Below are 19590 nucleotides of genomic sequence, written 5' to 3'. Positions count from 1 at the left end.
CTTCTGTGAAAGCAGGTGAATAAATTTGAAACAATTTTTTATTAAGCTTGGCGATCATCCCATTTACAAAAAGCTGTTAAAAGAACCCTTAACATACGTGGCCGGTGCTGTATTGCTTGCAGTATTTCAAATTGCCCATTTTGCAGCTCTTGGCAGCGGCTGGGGTGTAACAAGCGCATTTGCCAACTGGGGAACCTGGATCTACAAAGCTCTTGGCGGCGACGCAAGCGGCTGGGTATATTATGCCTCAGAAAAAATGCAGAAGGAACTAAACGCCAGCTTTCTGGCAGACGGTGCTTCCATCCGCAATTTGGGCATAGTACTGGGTGCTTTTGCGGCAACGCTATTTGCATCACAGTTTAAGATCAAGAAGATCAAGTCTTTAAAACAGGTAATAGCGGCAGTTCTTGGCGGTTTGTTAATGGGCTATGGAGCAAGACTTGCAAATGGTTGTAATATAGGAGCGTTATTTACCGCAATTTCATCCTTTTCCTTATCCGGGTGGGTATTCGGTGCATTTCTGCTGGTAGGAGCTTTTCTGGGAAGCAAATTATTAGCCAAATATTTTATGTGATTTGTAATCATGGGGCGATCATATTTGATTGCCCCTATAAAAATATATGAATATTCAGAGAGGAACAGGTTGCAATGACTAAAAAAACAGAATCGTATGACGTTGTAATTATAGGGGGCGGAGCAGCCGGCTTAACTGCAGGAATATATTGCGGCAGAGCAAAGCTGAAAACATTGATCATAGAAAAAACTCTGGTAGGCGGGCTTGCCACATATACCAATGAAATAGAGAACTATCCCGGTTTTCCGGATGGGGCGACAGGCCTCGGACTGATGGAATTATTTCATAAACAGGCCAAAAAGTTTGGTGTGGAGTTTAAATTAACTGATGTAAAATCCGTATCTCTGGAAGGGGATATCAAACAGGTAGAGACATTTCGTACCATTTACCAGGCAAAGGTCGTTATTATCGGAAGCGGCGGCAAGCCGCGTTTGACCGGTGCAAAAAATGAGGAATTATATCTTTACGACAAAGGGATCTCTTTCTGTGCCACCTGTGATGCAGCGGCAAACACCGGAAAGACCGTTATGGTCATCGGAAGCGGGGATGCAGCCATTGAAGAAGGGATATTTTTAACTAAATTTGCAGATAAAGTTATGGTTTCTGTCATGCATGAGAATGGCAAAATGGACTGCAACGAGATTGCAAAAGCACAGGCTCTGGCAAATCCGAAAATGGAATTTATCTGGAATACGGTTGTGGACAGCTTTGAAGGAGATGAAAGGCTGAACACGGTTGTGTTAAAAAATGTGAAAACAGAGGAAAAAGTCCCCGTACATGTGGACAGCTGTTTCCTGTTTATCGGCTATCTGCCAAATACAGAAATATTCCGTGACATTCTGGACATGAACCGAGGCGGTTATCTGTTAACAAATGAACGGATGGAAACAAACATCCCCGGAGTATTTGCAGTGGGAGATGTACGTGACAAATACTTAAAGCAGGTTGCAACTGCGGTGGGAGACGGAGCCGTTGCCGGATACGGTGCAGAAAAATTTGTTTCGGAAAGTGAAATATTTGAAAAGCAGATTATGAATGAAGGAAAATCTTCGCTGGTATACATTTATAATGCAATCGATTCCTATTCAAGAGAACTGCTGCCGGTTTTCAAAGAGTTTGAACAGGATCATAGCGACATCCGGGTATCCTGCATCGACGTTTATAAATCAGATGGCATTGCAAAACGGCTTGATGTTGAGAATACGCCCTGTTTCGTATGGATCAAAGATGGTCAGATTATGGAAAAGTATTACGGTGAGATAACTGCGGAGCGCATAAACAGCATTTGCAAATAGGACAAAATATAACTGGTCAGATTTTTAAATCTGGTGGAATCATAAGATAAAAAGAAAAATACCCCAAAATTAAAATTTTGGGGTATTTTTCGTACTTAGGGTTAAGCTGTTAACAACACTTCGCTAACAGCTAAACTGTTATTTCCGCATTGCCATCCATAGCTTGACACCTCCGTCTATAATGATGTGTTTTTGAACACAATATTATTATGGGCCAAATCGCAAAAAATATCATGGAAATATTTAGAAAATGAAAAATTGCAGGACAGACAGCATATAAAGTTGTCTGCCTTTGTTTACCCTCATGAGATAGCATAGCGGATTGCGCATAACTGGTTAACTGCAAAAGAAAAACTCAGAAATTATTAACTTTCAGCATTTTGCGTGATATACTATATTTTATCACATTTGGCAATGATTTCAGGAATAAGATCATATTGGAAGCTGAGGAGAATAATGAAACTTTATAGCAAATATTTCAGAAGATATAAAAAGCCGTTTTTCATAGCCGTTTTGTGCGTGACGCTGGAAGCGGTCTGTGATTTGCTTGGACCTACGCTGATGTCACATATCGTAAACAGCGGAATTGAAAAAGGCTCTCTGGCAAAGGTTTATTACTGGGGCATGCTGATGCTCCTTGTAACTTTGATAGGCGCTTGCTTTGCCGTTGCGCGAAATATTTTGGCAAGCCACGTCTCTCAAAGGATGGGGGCGGATCTGCGGGCAGACTTATTTGAGAAAATCATGTCTTTTTCGGAAGTAAGTGCGGATAAGGTTGAAAGCGGTTCGCTCATAACCAGGATGACAAATGATACTTCTCAAATTATACAATTTGTAAATGGAATGATGCGTATTTTCCTTAAGGCACCTGTTGTCTGTATTGGCAGCATAGTACTGGCAAGCCTGCTCAATATCCGGCTCAGTCTCATTATTTACGGAGTAGTAGCTGTCGTTACCATATTAATTTATTTTAGCATGAAAATCAGCTATCCAAGATTCTACCAGCTTCAAAAGGCGATGGATCAGGTGAATTCAAAGGTACAGGAATATTTGATCGGTGTCCGGCTGGTCAAAGCGTTTGGTACTTTTGGAAAGGAAAAAGATAAATTTGAAGAGGCTAACCAGAATTTAATGCAGAAAGGGATCTCCTCCCAAATGGTCGTTACAGTGATCTCACCTCTTCTGACACTGGCTGTGGGAATCGGAACAGCCGTTGTGATTTATATTGGAAGCAGGCTATTTACGATGGACCTTGCTAATACAGGAGATATTACGGCGTTTACAATCTATATGGCACAGATACTTACCTCTCTCATTATGATAACGAATGTATTTACCATATTCGTCCGTACCAAAGCTTCCACGGCCCGGATCGGTGAAGTATTTGACTGTGAAGAAGATTGTTTGAGAAGTTATGAAAATAGAAAACTGAGTGGGAAAATCACCTTTGAAAATGTTACCTTTGCCTATCCAAACGGCAGCGGGGTTCCGGCAATCAAAGATCTTTCCTTCTCCGTAAACAGCGGGGAAAGCCTTGCGGTTATCGGCCCCACCGGGAGCGGAAAATCAACGATTACCTGGCTGCTGCTTCGTTTTTATGATGTGGACAGCGGAAAAATAATACTGGACAATTACGATATAAAAATGCTGGGCGCAGATGAGGTCCGAAGTAATGTAGCGGTGGTTCCCCAGAAACCAATGCTGTTTTCGGGATCAGTAGCGGATAATCTCAGATGGGGCGATAAACACGCCGCCACAGATGAGCTGCGCCAGGCAGCAGATAAAGCGCAGGCAGACTTTATCATGCTGATGCCTGATGGTTATGACAGTATTCTTGGAAGCGGCGGAGTGAATTTATCCGGAGGGCAGAAGCAGCGCCTTTCAATCGCCAGGGGAATCCTGAAAAAAGCTGCTATACTGATCTTAGATGACGCGACCAGTGCGCTTGATGCTGTTACCGAGGCAAAGGTACGGGAAGGTCTTAAAGATAAAGAGCTAAAACAGACGGTGATTATGATTACACAGCGCTGCGGAACTGCCATGTCCGCGGATAAAATTCTGGTTATGGAGAATGGCCGGAACGTGGGATTTGGCACCCATGAAGAATTGATGGAGTCCTGTGAAGTCTACCAGGATATCTATCACACACAGATTGAAAGCGGTAGGGAGGCATAAGGTATGGCAGAAAAATTCAGTCAGCAGCAGCCAAAAGTACCGACAATAAGTCAGCGTCCGGGAGGCGGAAGAGACCGTTTTGCCCCGACTGCAAAACCTAAAAATGCAAAAGGAACGCTGCTTCGGATTGTTAAAATCTACATGCGGTGGGGGAAGACCATATTTGCGGCGATCTTTCTGACCGTTCTCTCTTCCCTAATATCAGTAGCGATTCCATATTATGTGGGTAAGACATTCAATACCTTCGATATCATAAATAGGAGTGTGGACTCCGACAAGCTGGTTTCACTGCTTATCATCATATTAAGTTTCTATCTGGCCAACTGGCTGCTTAATTTGATTAATAGTGTAATGATGCTGCGAATCTCCCAGAAGCTGGTTTTTACGCTTCGTACTGAATTTTTTGAGAAAATGCAGAAGCTTCCTCTTGAATTTTATGATACCCGGTCACATGGGGATACCATGAGCAGAATTACAAATGACGTGGATAATATCAGTTCCACCATAGCTCAGACAACGACACAGCTGATCTCCAGCATCTTAACCCTTGTGGGTTCTCTGGCAGTCATGATCCGTTTGAATCTGCCGCTTACCTTTATGGTTTTGCTGTGCGTGCCGCTAGTTTCCTTATTGACAAAAACGATTGCTGCCAGAAGCCGTGCTTACTTTTTGGCACAGCAGAGAAGTCTTGGGGCACTGAACGGTGTCGTCGAAGAGAATATTCTTGGTTTAAAAATGGTGAAAGCCTTTGACAGACAAGAAGATGTCATTCAGCAGTTTAAAGAAATCAACGAGCGATTATGTGAAAGCAGCAGCAAAGCCCAGGTTTGGTCAGGTTATATGATGCCGTTAATGAATGTCATTAATAATTTTGTATTTGCTGTTGTTGCGATCTTAGGTGGTATATTATCGGTAAGCTATGGCCTGAAGGTAGGTACAGTCGTGAGCTTTTTAAGTTACTCAAAGCAGTTTGCACAACCCCTGAATTCGGTGGCAGGAATGTTTAATACGATACAATCTGCACTGGCCGGAGCTGAGCGGGTTTTCGAAATATTGGATTATGAGGAAGAAACCAAAGATCATATAGATGCGGTAGAAATCCAACATCCGGTGGGAGAGGTTTCTTTTCATAATGTGAGTTTTTCTTACGATAAAACAAAGCCGATTCTAAAAAACGTAAGTTTTCACGTAAATCCAGGGGAGGTCATTGCATTAGTCGGAGAAACCGGTGCTGGTAAAACGACAATTGTTAATCTATTAACACGGTTTTATGATGCAGACAGCGGTGAAATCATGATTGACAAGGTACCGATCAACCATATCAGACGGGACAGCTTAAGAAGATGCTTCTCCGTTGTGCTTCAGGATACCAGTCTGTTCAGTGGAACAATCATGGACAATATCCGTTATTCTAAGAATGATGCCACAGAGGAAGAAGTGATCCAGGCGGCGAGAATTGCCCATGCCCACGACTTTATTGATAAACTTCCTAAAGGTTATGGGACGAATGTCTCCGCAGCCACCGATAATTTAAGCCAGGGACAGAGACAGCTGATATCCATTGCAAGAGCAGTTCTTTGTGACAGCCCGATTTTAATCCTTGATGAAGCAACAAGCAGTGTTGATACAAAGACGGAGAAAGAGATACAAAAGGCTTTGGTCAGTCTCATGCAGAACCGGACCAGTTTTTTAATTGCCCATCGTCTTTCAACAATCCGCGATGCGGATCACATCATGGTGATAGGTGACGGACAGATCCTGGAAAATGGAAATCACCAAAGCCTGATGAACGGAAAAGGCCGGTATTATGAAATGGTTATGAGCCAGATGGGGAAGGCCATCCAAGGCGGAAATGCCAAATTTAAATAAATAATGGGATGCTGGAATTACAGAAAATAAGAACTGGCGGGAATGAATACAACCAATTTAAGCCGCTCGGCATTGCACTGAGCGGCTTTGTTAACTTAATTATTAATCTGCAGTTTTAATCGCTGATCAATCTGGCAGAAACTGATCTTCCCCATACTTATTTAGTTTCCTTATTAAAAAGTTCTGATTGAATGTATTCGCTGGGAGTCAGTGTTGTATATTTTTTAAAAACAGTAGAGAAATAGCTGCTGGTATTAAAGTTCAACTGCATGGCCACCTCTGTTACAGGAATATCCTTGAGAAGCAGCATTTTTGAAACGTTGATTTTTTTCTTATTGATATAATTCCGCGGAGAGATGCCTACGATCCGCCTGAATTTCTGTTTAAACTGTGAGACGGACAGATTACAGATTCCGGCCAGTGTATGCAGTGATAATTCTTCCGTGACATGCTCATCGACATACTGGACTGCTGCTTCGATATCATGGGTCAGATAACATCTGTCCTCTTTGGAGGCCGCTATCATTAACTGGAAGAAAATCAGAAGATATCCGGCAATCAGCAGGTGGTTTCCGCTGGATAAGGCCAGCTCGAAGGCTTTTTCAATCAGAGGACGGGTCTCCTTGATATCCGTGGATATGATATGCCTCTTTATGCTTTTTAAATCCTGGATCAATTGTTCTGCAGTTTCCTCATTTAAAAATAACAGGTTTTTCGGATCGCTGATATCGACCTGGAGCCAGTACTGCTCATTTAAGGAAATAGGAACTTCGTTTGTGCTGTGGACTTCGTCAGGAAAAGAGATAAAGATATTTCCGCTGGAGACTTCATATTCGGATTCCTTCGTATAGTAGGATATACTTCCCCTGGATATAAAGGTAAATTCAAACGTATTTTCATGATAATGAGGTAAACGAGGAATGATCGCGTTGTGGATATTGTGCATGGCAAACAGCCGTATACCCGGCAAATTCAGTTCCTGTTGTGTCAGGACGACATGGTCTTTTGAATGGAAATATTTATCACACCAGTTGATTGGTGAATCCATGGTTACGCCTCCTTTGGGTTTTAAAATTGTACAGCACTCACATTAAATTGTAATATAAAATTGTAATTGTTACAATACCAATATTGAAAGTTCAGGAGGTTTGCAGCTGATCATACCTCAAGATGAGCTTCTTGGGATACAGATCCTGATTTTAAAGATTCTTTTTTCCTGATCTGGATCCATTATTACCATACCTCCAAGGCCTTCAACCGTTTCCTTTATGATACGCAGTCCTAATCCATGGATCTCCTTATCTTCTTTTGTAGTTGCCGGTTCCCCTCCTGACAGGGACAGTTCGCCGTTAAACGAATTGGCGATCTCAATTGTTGCCCACTCCCGGCTTCCGGCGCTTGCGATCTCAATAAAGCGTTCTTTATCTGATATTTTACTGCAGGCTTCTATGGCATTATCCATTGTGTTTGAAAAAATACGGACAATGTCCAGCTCTGACATCCGTACATCTTTAGGAAGAAGTGCGTGTGCTGAAAAACGGATGCTCTTTTCCCCGCAGGCATTGGCCGCGTCCTGCAGGATGGCATCCAGCAGCATATTATCAGAATAAGTTTTATGGATAAGTACCTCCCTTTGCATCGTGTCATGGATATCATCCAGCATACGTGCCGCTTTCTCATATTCCTTGTTGTTCATTAAAACCTTAACGGAAGTCATCATCTTCTTATAATCATGGCGGAATATGCGGTAGCTTTCCGTAAACTTGCGGTACGCCTGATAATGCCGCATCTGGCTGGCCAGCTGCTCCTGCAGCTTGCGGGTATGAAGTTCGTATTCAAGTAATTCTACCACCTTGGCAGTATGGTGAAAAACAAATTGCATACATAGTTTACTTATAATGCTAGCCCCAAAATATAAAGCAGTATACCAGGTTGATTTAATTTCAACACTATAGCGCCCGTCGTTTACAAACATAAGAAATAACAATTGGCTGATCAGGCAGACGACGGTAAAACCAAGCTGCTCTTTGTTCGTAAGCGCATACCTGGCCTTGTTATCCGGAACGATTATCGTTCGGACAAACGTGACGCTCAGTATGGATAGTATTACGGCTAACGCTGTTATCGAATTATAATATTTTCCATTCTGCAGGACATCCTTGATGCTGGTATGCAGAACCATCGAATAGATCGAACAGATAATCCCTCTGCTGCTATAGATAGAAAACATATAGACGCTGCCGGCATAAATAATCTGTACCCGGTTTACACGAAACAGCATAAAAAAGCCTAACATAATCGAACCCATTATGAAAAGGACCGCGATCCGATGGTCCAGAAACAGATAGGCGGGTAAAGTAATGCCGATATTGATAAAAATTGCAGCCGCATAAAAGAGCAAATGGTTTCTTTTGCTCGGAAACATATGTTTGAAATAGGTAAAAAAATAGATATCATAAATAATAAGCATTAAAACGATTTCTAGTAGCTGCATGCTTACTTTTCCTCCTTTAAGGGGTTTTCATTTAAGTCCAATAGTAAAAGTTTCGTTCTCCAAAGCCCATAGACTTTAGATAGGAAGAGAATATTCAACACTTTTCCGTTTAAATCGACTTTAGTAGTATATCATATTATACATTTAATTTATATTTTATCTATAATAAATTGCCTGTGCTGCAATGGCACCGCTGAGGCCGCTTGGAGTCGCCATGAAAGATAGTTTCATAGTTGTCAGAATCATTCTGAAAGGTTGTGTAAAAAATGATTGACAGTGCAAAAATACTCTGATAATATCAATATTAAAGAACGGATGATGAATCAGAGAGAGAGCACAAATCTGTGCCGCCGAAGGGGAAGGCAGAAACTCTCAGGCAAAAGGATCGGATTCGGACGTAACTCTGGAGAACATTTATGTACCGACGAAGTTAATCTTTCAGGTAAAAGGACAGAGGCAGACAGGAATATCCAATAGGAGTATTTCTTTCTGCCTTTTTTTGTGCATATAAACGGATGATGTTCCTATATTATCATATAAATTATTTAAGGAGGATTAAAACATGGAACTAAAAACACCGCTTTATGAAATGCATCTGAAGTATCACGGCAAGATGGTCCCTTTTGCCGGGTATCTTCTTCCCATCCAGTATGAAGAGGGAATCATAAAGGAGCATATGGCAGTAAGGACAAGGGCAGGGCTCTTTGATGTTTCCCACATGGGGGAAATCATCTGTAAGGGGAAAGATGCACTTGAGAATCTTAACCGGCTGCTGACCAATGATTTTACAGATATGGAGATCGGACAGGCAAGATACAGTCCCATGTGCAATGAGCGCGGGGGAACGGTGGATGATCTGATTGTTTATAAGAAAAAAGATGAGGAGTATTTTATCGTTGTTAATGCGTCCAATAAAGAAAAGGATTACCAATGGATGCTGGCACATAAATTAGGAGAAGTGGTGTTTGAAGACATTTCCGATAAAATCACGCAAATCGCCCTGCAGGGTCCCAGATCACAGGAAATACTCATGAAACTGACCACAGATATTCCTGAAAAATACTATCATGCAGTTTTTGACGGAAAAGTGGCCGGAATCACATGTCTGGTATCCAGAACCGGTTATACAGGAGAGGATGGATTTGAGCTTTATTTAGACAATACATATGCTGAGACAATGTGGGAAACGCTCATGGAGGCAGGCAGGGAATATGAACTGATCCCCTGCGGGCTGGGGGCCAGAGATACTCTGAGGCTGGAGGCCGGCATGCCGTTATACGGGCATGAAATGAACGATGATATAAATCCAGTGGAAATCGGTCTTGGGTTTGCAGTGAAGATGCAGAAGGAAGATTTTATCGGAAAAAGCCATTTGCCGAATAAAGATTCTCTTATAAGAAAACGAGTAGGCCTAAGAGTAACCGGACGGGGAATCATTCGGGAACAGGAAGAGGTTCTTGTAAACGGAAAGAAGGCAGGCTTTACAACCTCGGGAACCCATTGTCCATATCTGGGCTATCCGGCAGCCATGGCTATCCTGGATAAAGAATATACAAAAGCAGGTACGAAGGTAACGGTAATCGTCCGGGGAAGAGAAGTAGACGCGGAAGTGGTTACCCTTCCATTTTATAAAAAATCAAAATAATCCACAAGGAAAAGGAGAATTAATTATGAAAGTATTAGGGGATCTGGTTTACACCAAAACACATGAATGGGTGAAGTTTGAAGATGAAACAACAGCTTTGGTCGGGCTTACGGATCATGCCCAGCAGTCATTGGGAGAGCTTGTTTTCGTCAATCTTCCGGAAGAGGGTGACGAGACGACCGCCGGTGAAGTATTTGCTGATGTGGAATCTGTAAAAGCTGTATCAGACGTATATTGCCCGGTGACCGGAGTTGTATCGGAAATCAATGAAGAACTTCTTGATGCACCGGAAAAGATCAATGAAGCTCCTTATGAAGCCTGGTTTGCAAAGATAACTGATATTACGGATAAAGAAGAATTCTTAAGTCTCAAGGAATACGAAGAATTTGTAAAAAATGAAATCGAATAAAGGAGATTTGCATATGGGTTCATTTGTACCGGCAACGGATCAAGACAGAAAAGAAATGCTGTCAGCGATCGGTATTAATAGCGTAGAAGACCTTTTTGGGCAGCTTCCCAAGGAAGTTATTTTAAAAGAAGGATTGAATCTTCCCGGCGGAATGTCTGAAATGGAAGTATGTAAGAAGATGGAAGGCATCGCAGCAAAGAATAAAGTATTTCCTGTCATGTTCCGTGGGGCAGGCGCTTACAGACACTATATTCCATCCATTGTGAAAAGCGTGTTATCCAAGGAGACCCTGTACACGGCTTATACCCCGTATCAGGCGGAAATCAGCCAGGGAATCCTGCAATCCATATTTGAATACCAGACAATGATCTGTGAACTCACCGGAATGGACACTGCCAATGCCTCCGTGTATGACGGTGCGTCAGCGGCGGCAGAAGCGGTAGCTATGTGCAGGGACCGAAAGAAAAACAGGGCCTTTGTTTCTGCAGCGGTCCATCCTCAGGTGATGGAAACCATAAAGACCTATTGTTTTGGAAATGGGATGGAACTGACGGTTATTCCCGAGAAAGACGGCATAACAGATCTGGATTTTCTGAAAGAACATCTGGATAACCAGGCCGCATGTGTCTACATTCAGCATCCAAATTATTACGGAAGTCTGGAACCGGCAGAAGAGATCGGCAACATAACAAGGGAAGCCAATGCACGCTATATTATGGGCGTGAATCCTATTTCCCTGGGAATCATTAAGACGCCGGCAGAATACGGTGCTGATATTGCAGTGGGAGAGGGGCAGCCCCTTGGACTGCCGTTGGCATTCGGCGGACCATATATCGGTTTTATGGCATGTACAAAAGAACTGATCAGAAAGCTGCCGGGAAGGATTGTCGGGGAAACCGTTGATTCCAACGGAAAAACAGGATACGTCCTGACCCTTCAGGCAAGGGAACAGCATATCCGGAGAGAAAAAGCATTAAGCAACATCTGCTCAAACCAGGCACTTTGTGCATTGGCAGTATCAGTCTATTTATCTGCTATGGGAGCAGAAGGACTGAAAGAGACTGCCATCCAGTGTATGTCAAAAGCTCATTATATGGCTAAGCAATTGGAAGCAATCGGGTATCCGGTTGTAAACCGCGGAGAATTCTTCCACGAATTTGTGACCGCTTCAAAGCTCCCGGCGGAACAGGTGCTGGGGATACTGGAAGAGCATGGAATTCTTGGTGGCTATCCTTTGACCGGTGAAAGAGCCGGACAGATCTTATGGTGCTGCACGGAAATGAATGCAAAGGATGACATTGACCGTGTCATTGGCATTCTGAAGGAGGTGTAAGGTTATGCTGATATTTGAAAAAGGACAGGAAGGAAGAAAGATGAGCATTCTGCCGGAATGTGATGTGCCGGTGAGCCTGCCGGAAGAAGGCAGTTTAAGAAAAAAGAGCCTGCACCTTCCCCAAGTGTCTGAAAATGATATAAGCAGGCATTATACAGAAACAGCGAAAAAGGCATATGGTGTCAATGACGGCTTTTATCCTTTGGGTTCCTGCACCATGAAATATAACCCCAAGATCAATGAAGACATAGCGGCTCTTCCTGGCTTTAAGCAGATTCATCCGCTGCAGCCGGAGCATACCGTGCAGGGCTGCATGGAAATATTAAAGACAGCAGAAAAGTACTTATGTGAGATCACCGGAATGAATCGCATGACCTTCCAGCCGGCAGCAGGAGCACACGGTGAATTTACCGGACTTTTGCTGATAAAAGCATATCACGAAAGCCGCGGCGACATAAAAAGAACAAAGATCATAGTACCGGATTCTGCCCATGGAACCAATCCTGCCAGTGCGGCAATGGTGGGCTATTCCGTAATCAGTATCCCGTCTGCAGAAGACGGCGGAGTGGATTTGGAGGAGTTAAAAAAAGCAGTCGGGGAAGATACGGCCGGACTGATGCTGACCAATCCCAATACATTAGGACTTTTTGATAAAAACATACTGGAGATTACAAAAATCGTTCATGAAGCCGGAGGACTTAACTACTATGACGGGGCTAACTTAAATGCCGTTATGGGCATGATAAGACCAGGTGACATGGGATTTGATGTGGTCCATTTAAATCTCCATAAGACATTTTCTACTCCTCACGGAGGCGGAGGCCCGGGCAGCGGACCAGTTGGCTGCAAGGATCTCCTGGCTGAATTTTTACCGGGCAGCATGGTTGAGGAGGATAAGGGATATACGTTTCATCGTTCTGCCAGTACCATCGGACAGGTGAAAAGCTTTTATGGTAACTTTTTAATTGTGGTCAGAGCCATGACGTATTTATTTATGCTTGGAAAGGAAGGCGTTCCGGAAGCCTCAAAGCATGCCGTATTAAACGCCAATTATATGATGGCGCAATTAAAGGATGTATATGATATGGCATACCAGGGACCCTGCATGCACGAATTTGTCATGAGCCTGGCAAGGCTTAAAAAAGAAACCGGTGTATCAGCCATGGACATAGCAAAAGGACTATTGGACCATGGGATCCATCCGCCGACCATGTATTTTCCGCTGATCGTACCAGAAGCCTTAATGGCAGAACCTACGGAAACAGAGTCAAAAGAAACCTTGGATGAAGTAATATCTGTATTGCGCAGCCTCCATGAAACAGCAATGTCACATCCGGAAGCTCTTCATCAGGCGCCCATCCATACACCAGTCACAAGACTTGATGAAGTAAGGGCAGCCAGAAATCCAAAGTTAAAGTACGACTTCTCAGATAAGGAAACAGATAAAGATGATACAGGAAATTAAATATATAGACGGAAGCAGCCATGACCCGTATCTGAATCTTGCGATTGAGGAGTATTTATTGGAAACAGCGGGGCGGGATACTTCTATCCTATACCTTTGGCAGAATGAAAATACCGTTGTGATCGGTAAAAACCAGAATCCATGGAAGGAATGCAGGATCCGGGAACTGGAGCAGGATGGCGGCCACCTGGTGAGAAGGCTTTCAGGAGGCGGCGCCGTATTCCATGACCTTGGCAATTTAAATTTTACGTTTCTTGTTAATAAGAAACATTATGATCTGGATAAACAGCTTGATGTCATTTTGAATGGGGTCAAAAAACTGGGAATCCATGCAGAAAAATCCGGACGAAATGATATCACCGTATCAGACAGGAAATTTTCCGGCAATGCCTTTTATACCAGAGGAGAGAAATGCTATCATCATGGAACTCTGCTGGTTCATGCAGATATGGAGAAGCTTTCTAAATATCTGCAGGTTTCAAAGGATAAGCTGGCATTAAAAGGAGTGGATTCCGTTAAATCCAGAGTAACCAATCTTTCGGAATACCGGGCTGATTTAACCATTGATATGTTAAAGGAAAAGCTTCTGGAGGCATTTGAGGAAACTTATGGACGTAAGGCGGTTTTCTGCAGGCAGGAGGATTTAGACCAGGAAGCATTGTCAGAAGGAAGAAAGAAATTTTCTTCCTGGGATTGGCTGTACGGGCGTAACATGGATTTTCAGTACGAACTGTCAAAGCGCTTTGTTTGGGGAAATGTAATCTGGCAGTTTCAGGTGAACAGTGGGATCATACAGGATCTGCAATTGTTTTCCGATTCCATGGAACCGGATCTTATGGACCGGATCCCCGGGTATATAAAGGGAAGCAGATATGAGAATGAAGATATCCGCAATAAGCTGGATCAGGTGCCCGCGGAAACCCAGGCCCAGTCGGCCATGATAAAAGACTTAATAGAGTTTTTTGCTGCTGCAGAATTATAGAGACCAGGGAGGGATAGGATGGAAGAACGATATGATCTGCTTGTTATTGGCGCAGGCCCCGGAGGATATGTAGCGGCGATTAAGGCTGCAAAGCTGGGAATGAGGACGGCTGTGATCGAAAACCGGGAAGTGGGCGGTACCTGCTTAAACCGCGGCTGCGTTCCTGCGAAGGCCATGCTGCATGCTGCCAAATTATATCAGGAGGTCCTGACAGGAGAGAGATTCGGAATCATCTCAAAAGAGGTGAGCTGTGATTATGGAAAAGTGATGTCCTATAAAAATGAAACTTCCGAAAGTCTCAGACTGGGTGTGGAACAGCTTCTTAAGGGTAATAAAATTGATCGGATACAGGGGACTGGGACGCTGACCAGGGATGGAACGGTCAGGGTCAAGACAGAGGAAGGGGAAGAACTCCTTCAGGCGAAACAGATCCTGCTGGCAACAGGATCAAAGCCGGCTATTTTGCCCATAGAAGGAATCCGTCTACCCGGAGTCATGACCAGCGATGAGTTGTTTCAGCTTGATCATATACCGGAAAGCCTGATTATTATAGGCGGCGGAGTCATTGGGGTGGAGTTTGCCACTGTATTCGCTTCCTTTGGCTCCAAGGTCACCTTACTGGAGGCGGAAGAAAGGCTTCTGCCCGGTCTGGATAAAGAAATCTCACAGAATTTAAAGCTGATTTTGAAAAAGAGAGGCATCGACATCCATACCAGGGCATTTGTCCGGAAAATTGAAAAAGAGGGCAGGGATTTTATCTGTACCTATGGGGAAATGGCAAAAGACAAAGAAAAGATTGAGGTCATAAAGACGCCATACCTGCTTTCTGCCACCGGACGCATTCCCAATACGGACGGACTGCTGGAGGAAGGGACCTTACTGGAAATGAACCGGGGCAGGATTGCGGTGAAGGAAAACTTTGAAACAAGTATGCCGGGGGTATTTGCGATCGGAGATGTGATCGGAGGCATCCAGCTGGCCCACGCTGCAAGCTCCCAGGGCATCTGTGCTGTGGAACTTATGAACGGGAGAGAACCGTCCATCGATCTGTCGGTTATTCCGTCATGTGTTTATACGGATCCTGAAATTGCATGCGTCGGAATAACAGAAGAGGAAGCAAAAGGGAAAGGAATTGAAACCGTTACCGGGAAAACCTTAACCCATGCCAACTGTAAATCATTTATAACAAAGGAAGAGAGAGGCTTTGTTAAAGTTGTAACAGATAAGGGAACGGGCGCATTGCTTGGAGCACAGATGATGTGCGCCAGAGCTACGGATATGATTGGAGAGATGGGAACTGCCATTACCAATAAACTTACTGCAGAGCAGATTTTAAAAGCCATGCGGGCTCATCCTACCTATAATGAATTGGTAGGGGAAGCGCTTGAGGATTGTATTGGCGGAGCAATTCATGCACTGCCCCGCAGGTGATTTTACTAGTAATTCCGTACACCTGATACGTCGGGGATGCGGAGGGCGATCCAGCCTTTTAAGGATACGGCTGGCCCGTCCATCAATAAACAGATAACGGCAGCCAGCCGTTTTCAGGCGATAGACGAATCGGTGTCAGGATACGGGTCCCGGCACCGATTTTCTATAGGATTCTTCCGCCTTATTCAATATATTCTCTATGCAGCATCCTGCTCAATGCCAAAAGCCGGCATGTACCTGAATCCATTATGGGTATATTACGATTGGTATGATAAAATGCAAAGAATCACCCTGTTGATAAGGCTTTGTATTTTTATATACAATTGTTGACATGAAAGAATTGCTATGTGAAAATATAATTGCAGAGCCTGGTGTTGCCTTTTCGCAATCGCAACTATAATGAAGGTTAAAAAATTTTATATTTAATGCAGAATGAATGCAAAAATTTTATTAGATGATATAATATACATAAAGCTATGTAGTGTAAAACTAAGAGTTTATGGATGAATTAGATGAATAACCAAAAAAAGGTGATTTAACCGCTCATGAAACATTGTTAAAGATAAAGTGATTTGGTTTAATGGGAACAATACGTCGGATTATTTATGGAGGGGGACATGCGGCTGGAGGAAATGTTCAGTACACACTATGAAAGCCTGAATGCAAGTGACAAGCATATTTGGAATTATGTAGGCAATAACAAGGCTCTTTGTTCCGGGCTTTCCATCGAAGAGGTAGCAGAGCGGTGCAATGTTTCAAGAAGCACCATTATGCGCTTTGCCCAGAAACTGGGACTGACCGGCTACAGTGAGTTAAAGACTTACCTGCGCTGGGAAACTACGGAATTTGCCCGGGATCCGGCTGATTATCTGCAGACCATCTGTGACAAGACCATCAAGGCCATTGAACGGTTCCGGGACATGGACATGACCCAGATCTGCAGGCTGTTCCATGAGGCCAACCGGGTGTTTGTCTATGGCACGGGAAGCATTCAGCGGGCGGCGGCCGGCGAGTTTAAGCGAATGTTTCTCTCCCTGGATATTTTGGTGGAGAATATTACGGGAGAAGGGGAATTTCAGCGGGAACTGTCCTTTATGGACCGGAATGATGTGGTGCTGATCATTTCCAAGAAAGGCAATTCCAATTTTATTAAGGACATTGTGATCCAGCTAAAAAGCAAGGGCGTCCGGGTGATTTCCCTCACCTTTTCCGGAGACAACACTCTGGCAAATATGAGTGATTACCAGTTGTTCCTGTCGCCGGAGACTGTTTCCATTAAGGACGATATGATGTTTGAGTCTTTGAGCTTAATCTTTTCGGTTATTGAAATTTTGTGTATTAAATGCATTCAGTATATGGGTGATATTTACCTTTAAAAAGAGCAGAAGCTGCTCTTTTTTCTTTTTGAAGAATTTTCCGGATTATATTGTGTAAAACAGGTGGAATCAGGCTGTGAAATTTCACATTTCCTGTGACAGTTCACAACTTATGGTATTGGTAACAATTGCACAAAAATGTATTGTATTTAATGGAGAATATAGTTATTATGTATCTCGTAAAGCGGTGCACACGCAAAACTTGAAAGAAAAGGAGTATTAGAATTATGAAGGCTCATAATGTTGTAATCGTTGGCGGAGGCAGCATTCGTAATCCGGAATTAATGGCAATGCTGGCTTCCCAGAAAGAGAAATTTCCAATTAAACGCCTTGTGCTATATGATATTGAAGCAGACCGTCAGGAGATTGTCGGAAAGTACGGTGAGATTCTGATGCGGGAATATTATCCGGAACTTGAAACCTTTTTGTATACCACGGACCCGGCGGTTGCTTTTGAGGGTGTAGATTTTGCGCTGGTGCAGATTCGGGCAGGGAAGATCACCATGCGGGAGAAGGATGAGAAAATTCCGTTAAAACACGGCTGTGTGGGACAGGAGACCTGCGGGGCAGGCGGTTTTGCATACGGGCTGCGGAGCGTTCCGGCCATTATTGAACTGGTAAAGACCATCCGCAAATACTCCCCGGAAGCGTGGATCTTGAATTACTCCAACCCGGCGGCAATTGTTGCCGAAGCGACCAAGCGGGTATTCCCGGGGGATCACCGGATTCTCAACATCTGCGATATGCCCATTGCGATCATGGACCGGTATGGAGAGTTGATGGGATGTACACGTCTGGATTTTGAACCGAGATACTTTGGCCTTAACCACTTTGGCTGGTTTACCCATGTATATGACAAAAAGACTGGAGTGGACCTGGCTCCGGCGATTAAGGAAAAGCTTCTTTCCGGCCATACGTTCGGCAAGGGGAATGAGGAGCATGTGATGGAGCAGTCCTGGCTGGAGACCTACAATTTTATGGCCCGGATGTTAAGGGATTACCCGGAATATCTTCCAAATACATACTTAAAATATTATCTCTATCCGGATCATGTAGTGGAGACTTCGGATCCCAACTATACCCGTGCCAACGAGATTATGGATGGCAAGGAGAAGAAGGTATATTCCATGCTGAATGAGGTCATTAAGCTGGGGAAGATCAAAGGAACGCCATATGAACTGGGAAGTGAGAGAAATGTTCATGCCAGCTATATTGTAGAACTGGCAATCAGCATTTTAAACAACGAGAATAACATCTTCCTCATCATTGTGAAGAACAACGGCATTATTCCGAATATTGATCCTGATATGATGGTAGAGGTTGCCTGCAGAGTGGGCAGCAACGGTGCGGAAGCTCTGGCCATGGAGCCGGTTGGTACTTTCTACAAGGGGATGATGGAGAACCAATATGCATATGAGAAATTGACAGTGGATGGACTGTTTGAAAAAGATAAGACAAAACTGCTCCAGGCATTGGCCTTAAACCGGACTGTCGTGGATACGGATACAGCGAAAAAGATTTTGGATGATTTAATTGAAGCAAATGTTGATTTTTGGGGATCTGAATTTACTACTGTAAAAAATGACTAACGAATAGGAGGGGGTCCTATGTTTCAAAAAGCAATGGAAAAAGTCCAGCGGTTTGGCGGGGCAATGTATACGCCGGTGCTTTTACTGACGTTTGCTGGTATTATGGTAGGCTTTTCAACAGTATTTCAAAACCCGATGATTATGGGGAGTTTGGCGGATTCTGGTACGAACTGGCTCAAGTTTTGGGTTACCATCCGGGCCGGTGCGGATGCGGTGATGAAGCAGCTTCCGTTTCTGTTTCTGATTGGTTTGCCCATTGGTCTGGCAAAGAAAGAGAATGCCAGGTGCTGTCTGGAAGCATTCGTGCTGTATATGACTTTTAACCTGTTTGTCGGAAGCATCCTCACCAACTGGGGAGATGTGTTTGGTGTGGATTTTTCCGCCGAGATTGGCGGTGTCAGCGGTCTGGCTATGATTGGCGGGATCAAGACTCTGGATACGGGCATGGTGGGAGCCTTGATCGTATCGGGAATCGTGGTATGGCTGCATAATCGTTATTTTGATACAAGCCTGCCGGATTGGCTGGGGGTGTTCCGGGGATCCAGCTTTATCTGTGCCATTGGATTCTTCCTGATGCTTGTGGTGTCCTTTGTGTTCTGCATGATTTGGCCGCAGATTCAGCATGTGATTGCGACCTTCCAGTATTTTATGAAGGAAACCGGAAGTCTTGGGGTCGGTGTGTATGCCTTCTGTGAGCGTATTTTGATTCCCACCGGTCTGCATCACTTTATTTACTCGCCGTTTTTGTATGATGCGGCGGCAGTGGAAGGTGGAATCCGGGCATACTGGGCTGACCACCTGATTGAATTTTCTCAGGTAACGGTTCCGTTGAAGGATGTCTTTCCGGGAGGCGGATTCTCACTGTTTGGTATGACTAAGGTGTTTGCTCCCATCGGAATTGCGCTGGCATTTTATACCACGGCCAAACCTGAGAAGAGAAAAGATGTTATGGC

15 protein-coding genes and 1 riboswitch are annotated in these 19590 nt (G+C 43.9%); of the genes, 13 read left to right on the top strand and 2 right to left on the bottom strand.

The annotated features are described in order from the left end of the window. Positions 1-25 precede the first annotated feature (25 nt). From RT269_RS22640 to RT269_RS22625, 4 genes are all read left to right on the top strand, one after another. Positions 26-574 (top strand): YeeE/YedE thiosulfate transporter family protein, encoded by a 549-nt coding sequence (locus tag RT269_RS22640; RefSeq protein ID WP_313186024.1) that lies wholly within the window; start codon positions 26-28, stop codon positions 572-574. A gap of 74 nt (positions 575-648) precedes the next feature. Beyond that, positions 649-1869: an FAD-dependent oxidoreductase gene (locus RT269_RS22635; protein ID WP_313186023.1), complete on the top strand. Its 1221-nt coding sequence runs from the start codon at positions 649-651 to the stop codon at positions 1867-1869. Between the two features lie 456 nt (positions 1870-2325). Then, entirely contained in the window at positions 2326-4044 is a 1719-nt protein-coding gene (locus RT269_RS22630; protein WP_313186022.1) for an ABC transporter ATP-binding protein, read from the top strand. Between the two features lie 3 nt (positions 4045-4047). Beyond that, the gene (locus tag RT269_RS22625) at positions 4048-5913 is read left to right on the top strand and encodes an ABC transporter ATP-binding protein (protein WP_313186020.1); all 1866 of its coding nucleotides are present in this window, start codon (positions 4048-4050) and stop codon (positions 5911-5913) included. A 157-nt stretch (positions 5914-6070) separates the two neighbouring features. Here RT269_RS22625 and RT269_RS22620 read toward each other — a convergent pair whose 3' ends face one another. Further along, positions 6071-6961 carry an AraC family transcriptional regulator gene (locus RT269_RS22620; protein WP_313186019.1) on the bottom strand — a complete coding sequence of 297 codons (891 nt, stop codon included), beginning with the start codon at positions 6959-6961 and terminating at the stop codon, positions 6071-6073. Positions 6962-7078: 117 nt separating this feature from the next. Next, positions 7079-8407, bottom strand: a complete 1329-nt coding sequence (locus RT269_RS22615) for a sensor histidine kinase (protein ID WP_313186017.1) — start codon at positions 8405-8407, stop codon at positions 7079-7081. Between the two features lie 315 nt (positions 8408-8722). Then, positions 8723-8805: riboswitch (glycine riboswitch) on the top strand. A 164-nt stretch (positions 8806-8969) separates the two neighbouring features. Between RT269_RS22615 and gcvT the strand changes: the two genes are divergently transcribed. The 9 genes from gcvT to RT269_RS22570 all read left to right on the top strand — a co-directional run. Next, on the top strand, positions 8970-10052 hold the full coding sequence (gene gcvT, locus RT269_RS22610) for a glycine cleavage system aminomethyltransferase GcvT (RefSeq protein ID WP_313186015.1): 1083 nt from the start codon (positions 8970-8972) through the stop codon (positions 10050-10052). A 25-nt stretch (positions 10053-10077) separates the two neighbouring features. Next, positions 10078-10461, top strand: coding sequence for a glycine cleavage system protein GcvH (gcvH, locus tag RT269_RS22605; protein ID WP_313186014.1), 384 nt, complete (start codon positions 10078-10080; stop codon positions 10459-10461). 13 nt (positions 10462-10474) lie between these two features. Next, positions 10475-11794 carry an aminomethyl-transferring glycine dehydrogenase subunit GcvPA gene (gcvPA, locus tag RT269_RS22600; protein WP_313186012.1) on the top strand — a complete coding sequence of 440 codons (1320 nt, stop codon included), beginning with the start codon at positions 10475-10477 and terminating at the stop codon, positions 11792-11794. A gap of 4 nt (positions 11795-11798) precedes the next feature. After that, the gene (gcvPB, locus tag RT269_RS22595) at positions 11799-13259 is read left to right on the top strand and encodes an aminomethyl-transferring glycine dehydrogenase subunit GcvPB (protein WP_313186011.1); all 1461 of its coding nucleotides are present in this window, start codon (positions 11799-11801) and stop codon (positions 13257-13259) included. After that, a complete protein-coding gene (locus RT269_RS22590) occupies positions 13243-14241 on the top strand; it encodes a lipoate--protein ligase (RefSeq protein WP_313186009.1) in 999 nt (332 codons plus the stop codon). Before gcvPB ends, RT269_RS22590 begins: the two co-directional genes overlap by 17 nt. An 18-nt stretch (positions 14242-14259) precedes the next feature. Continuing rightward, positions 14260-15672, top strand: a complete 1413-nt coding sequence (lpdA, locus tag RT269_RS22585) for a dihydrolipoyl dehydrogenase (protein ID WP_313186007.1) — start codon at positions 14260-14262, stop codon at positions 15670-15672. 617 nt (positions 15673-16289) lie between these two features. After that, a complete protein-coding gene (locus RT269_RS22580; protein ID WP_313186005.1) occupies positions 16290-17048 on the top strand; it encodes a MurR/RpiR family transcriptional regulator in 759 nt (252 codons plus the stop codon). Positions 17049-17275: 227 nt separating this feature from the next. Beyond that, positions 17276-18637 (top strand): family 4 glycosyl hydrolase, encoded by a 1362-nt coding sequence (locus RT269_RS22575; protein WP_313186003.1) that lies wholly within the window; start codon positions 17276-17278, stop codon positions 18635-18637. 18 nt (positions 18638-18655) lie between these two features. Further along, on the top strand, positions 18656-19590 hold a 935-nt coding region (locus tag RT269_RS22570; RefSeq protein WP_313186001.1), incomplete at its 3' end, for a PTS transporter subunit EIIC.

Origin of the sequence: Lacrimispora sp. (genome assembly GCF_032078915.1) — a bacterium.
Lineage (GTDB): Bacteria > Bacillota > Clostridia > Lachnospirales > Lachnospiraceae > Lacrimispora.
This window is presented reverse-complemented; position numbering and strand designations above follow the sequence as displayed.

Excerpts from the sequence above, each read along its gene's own strand:
- RT269_RS22635 (WP_313186023.1), top strand. The coding sequence starts at position 649 with ATGACTAAAAAAACAGAATCGTATGACGTTGTAATTATAGGGGGCGGA.
- RT269_RS22630 (WP_313186022.1), top strand. The coding sequence starts at position 2,326 with ATGAAACTTTATAGCAAATATTTCAGAAGATATAAAAAGCCGTTTTTC.
- RT269_RS22625 (WP_313186020.1), top strand. The coding sequence starts at position 4,048 with ATGGCAGAAAAATTCAGTCAGCAGCAGCCAAAAGTACCGACAATAAGT.
- RT269_RS22620 (WP_313186019.1), bottom strand. The coding sequence starts at position 6,961 with ATGGATTCACCAATCAACTGGTGTGATAAATATTTCCATTCAAAAGAC.
- RT269_RS22615 (WP_313186017.1), bottom strand. The coding sequence starts at position 8,407 with ATGCAGCTACTAGAAATCGTTTTAATGCTTATTATTTATGATATCTAT.
- gcvT (WP_313186015.1), top strand. The coding sequence starts at position 8,970 with ATGGAACTAAAAACACCGCTTTATGAAATGCATCTGAAGTATCACGGC.
- gcvH (WP_313186014.1), top strand. The coding sequence starts at position 10,078 with ATGAAAGTATTAGGGGATCTGGTTTACACCAAAACACATGAATGGGTG.
- gcvPA (WP_313186012.1), top strand. The coding sequence starts at position 10,475 with ATGGGTTCATTTGTACCGGCAACGGATCAAGACAGAAAAGAAATGCTG.
- gcvPB (WP_313186011.1), top strand. The coding sequence starts at position 11,799 with ATGCTGATATTTGAAAAAGGACAGGAAGGAAGAAAGATGAGCATTCTG.
- RT269_RS22590 (WP_313186009.1), top strand. The coding sequence starts at position 13,243 with ATGATACAGGAAATTAAATATATAGACGGAAGCAGCCATGACCCGTAT.
- lpdA (WP_313186007.1), top strand. The coding sequence starts at position 14,260 with ATGGAAGAACGATATGATCTGCTTGTTATTGGCGCAGGCCCCGGAGGA.
- RT269_RS22580 (WP_313186005.1), top strand. The coding sequence starts at position 16,290 with ATGCGGCTGGAGGAAATGTTCAGTACACACTATGAAAGCCTGAATGCA.
- RT269_RS22575 (WP_313186003.1), top strand. The coding sequence starts at position 17,276 with ATGAAGGCTCATAATGTTGTAATCGTTGGCGGAGGCAGCATTCGTAAT.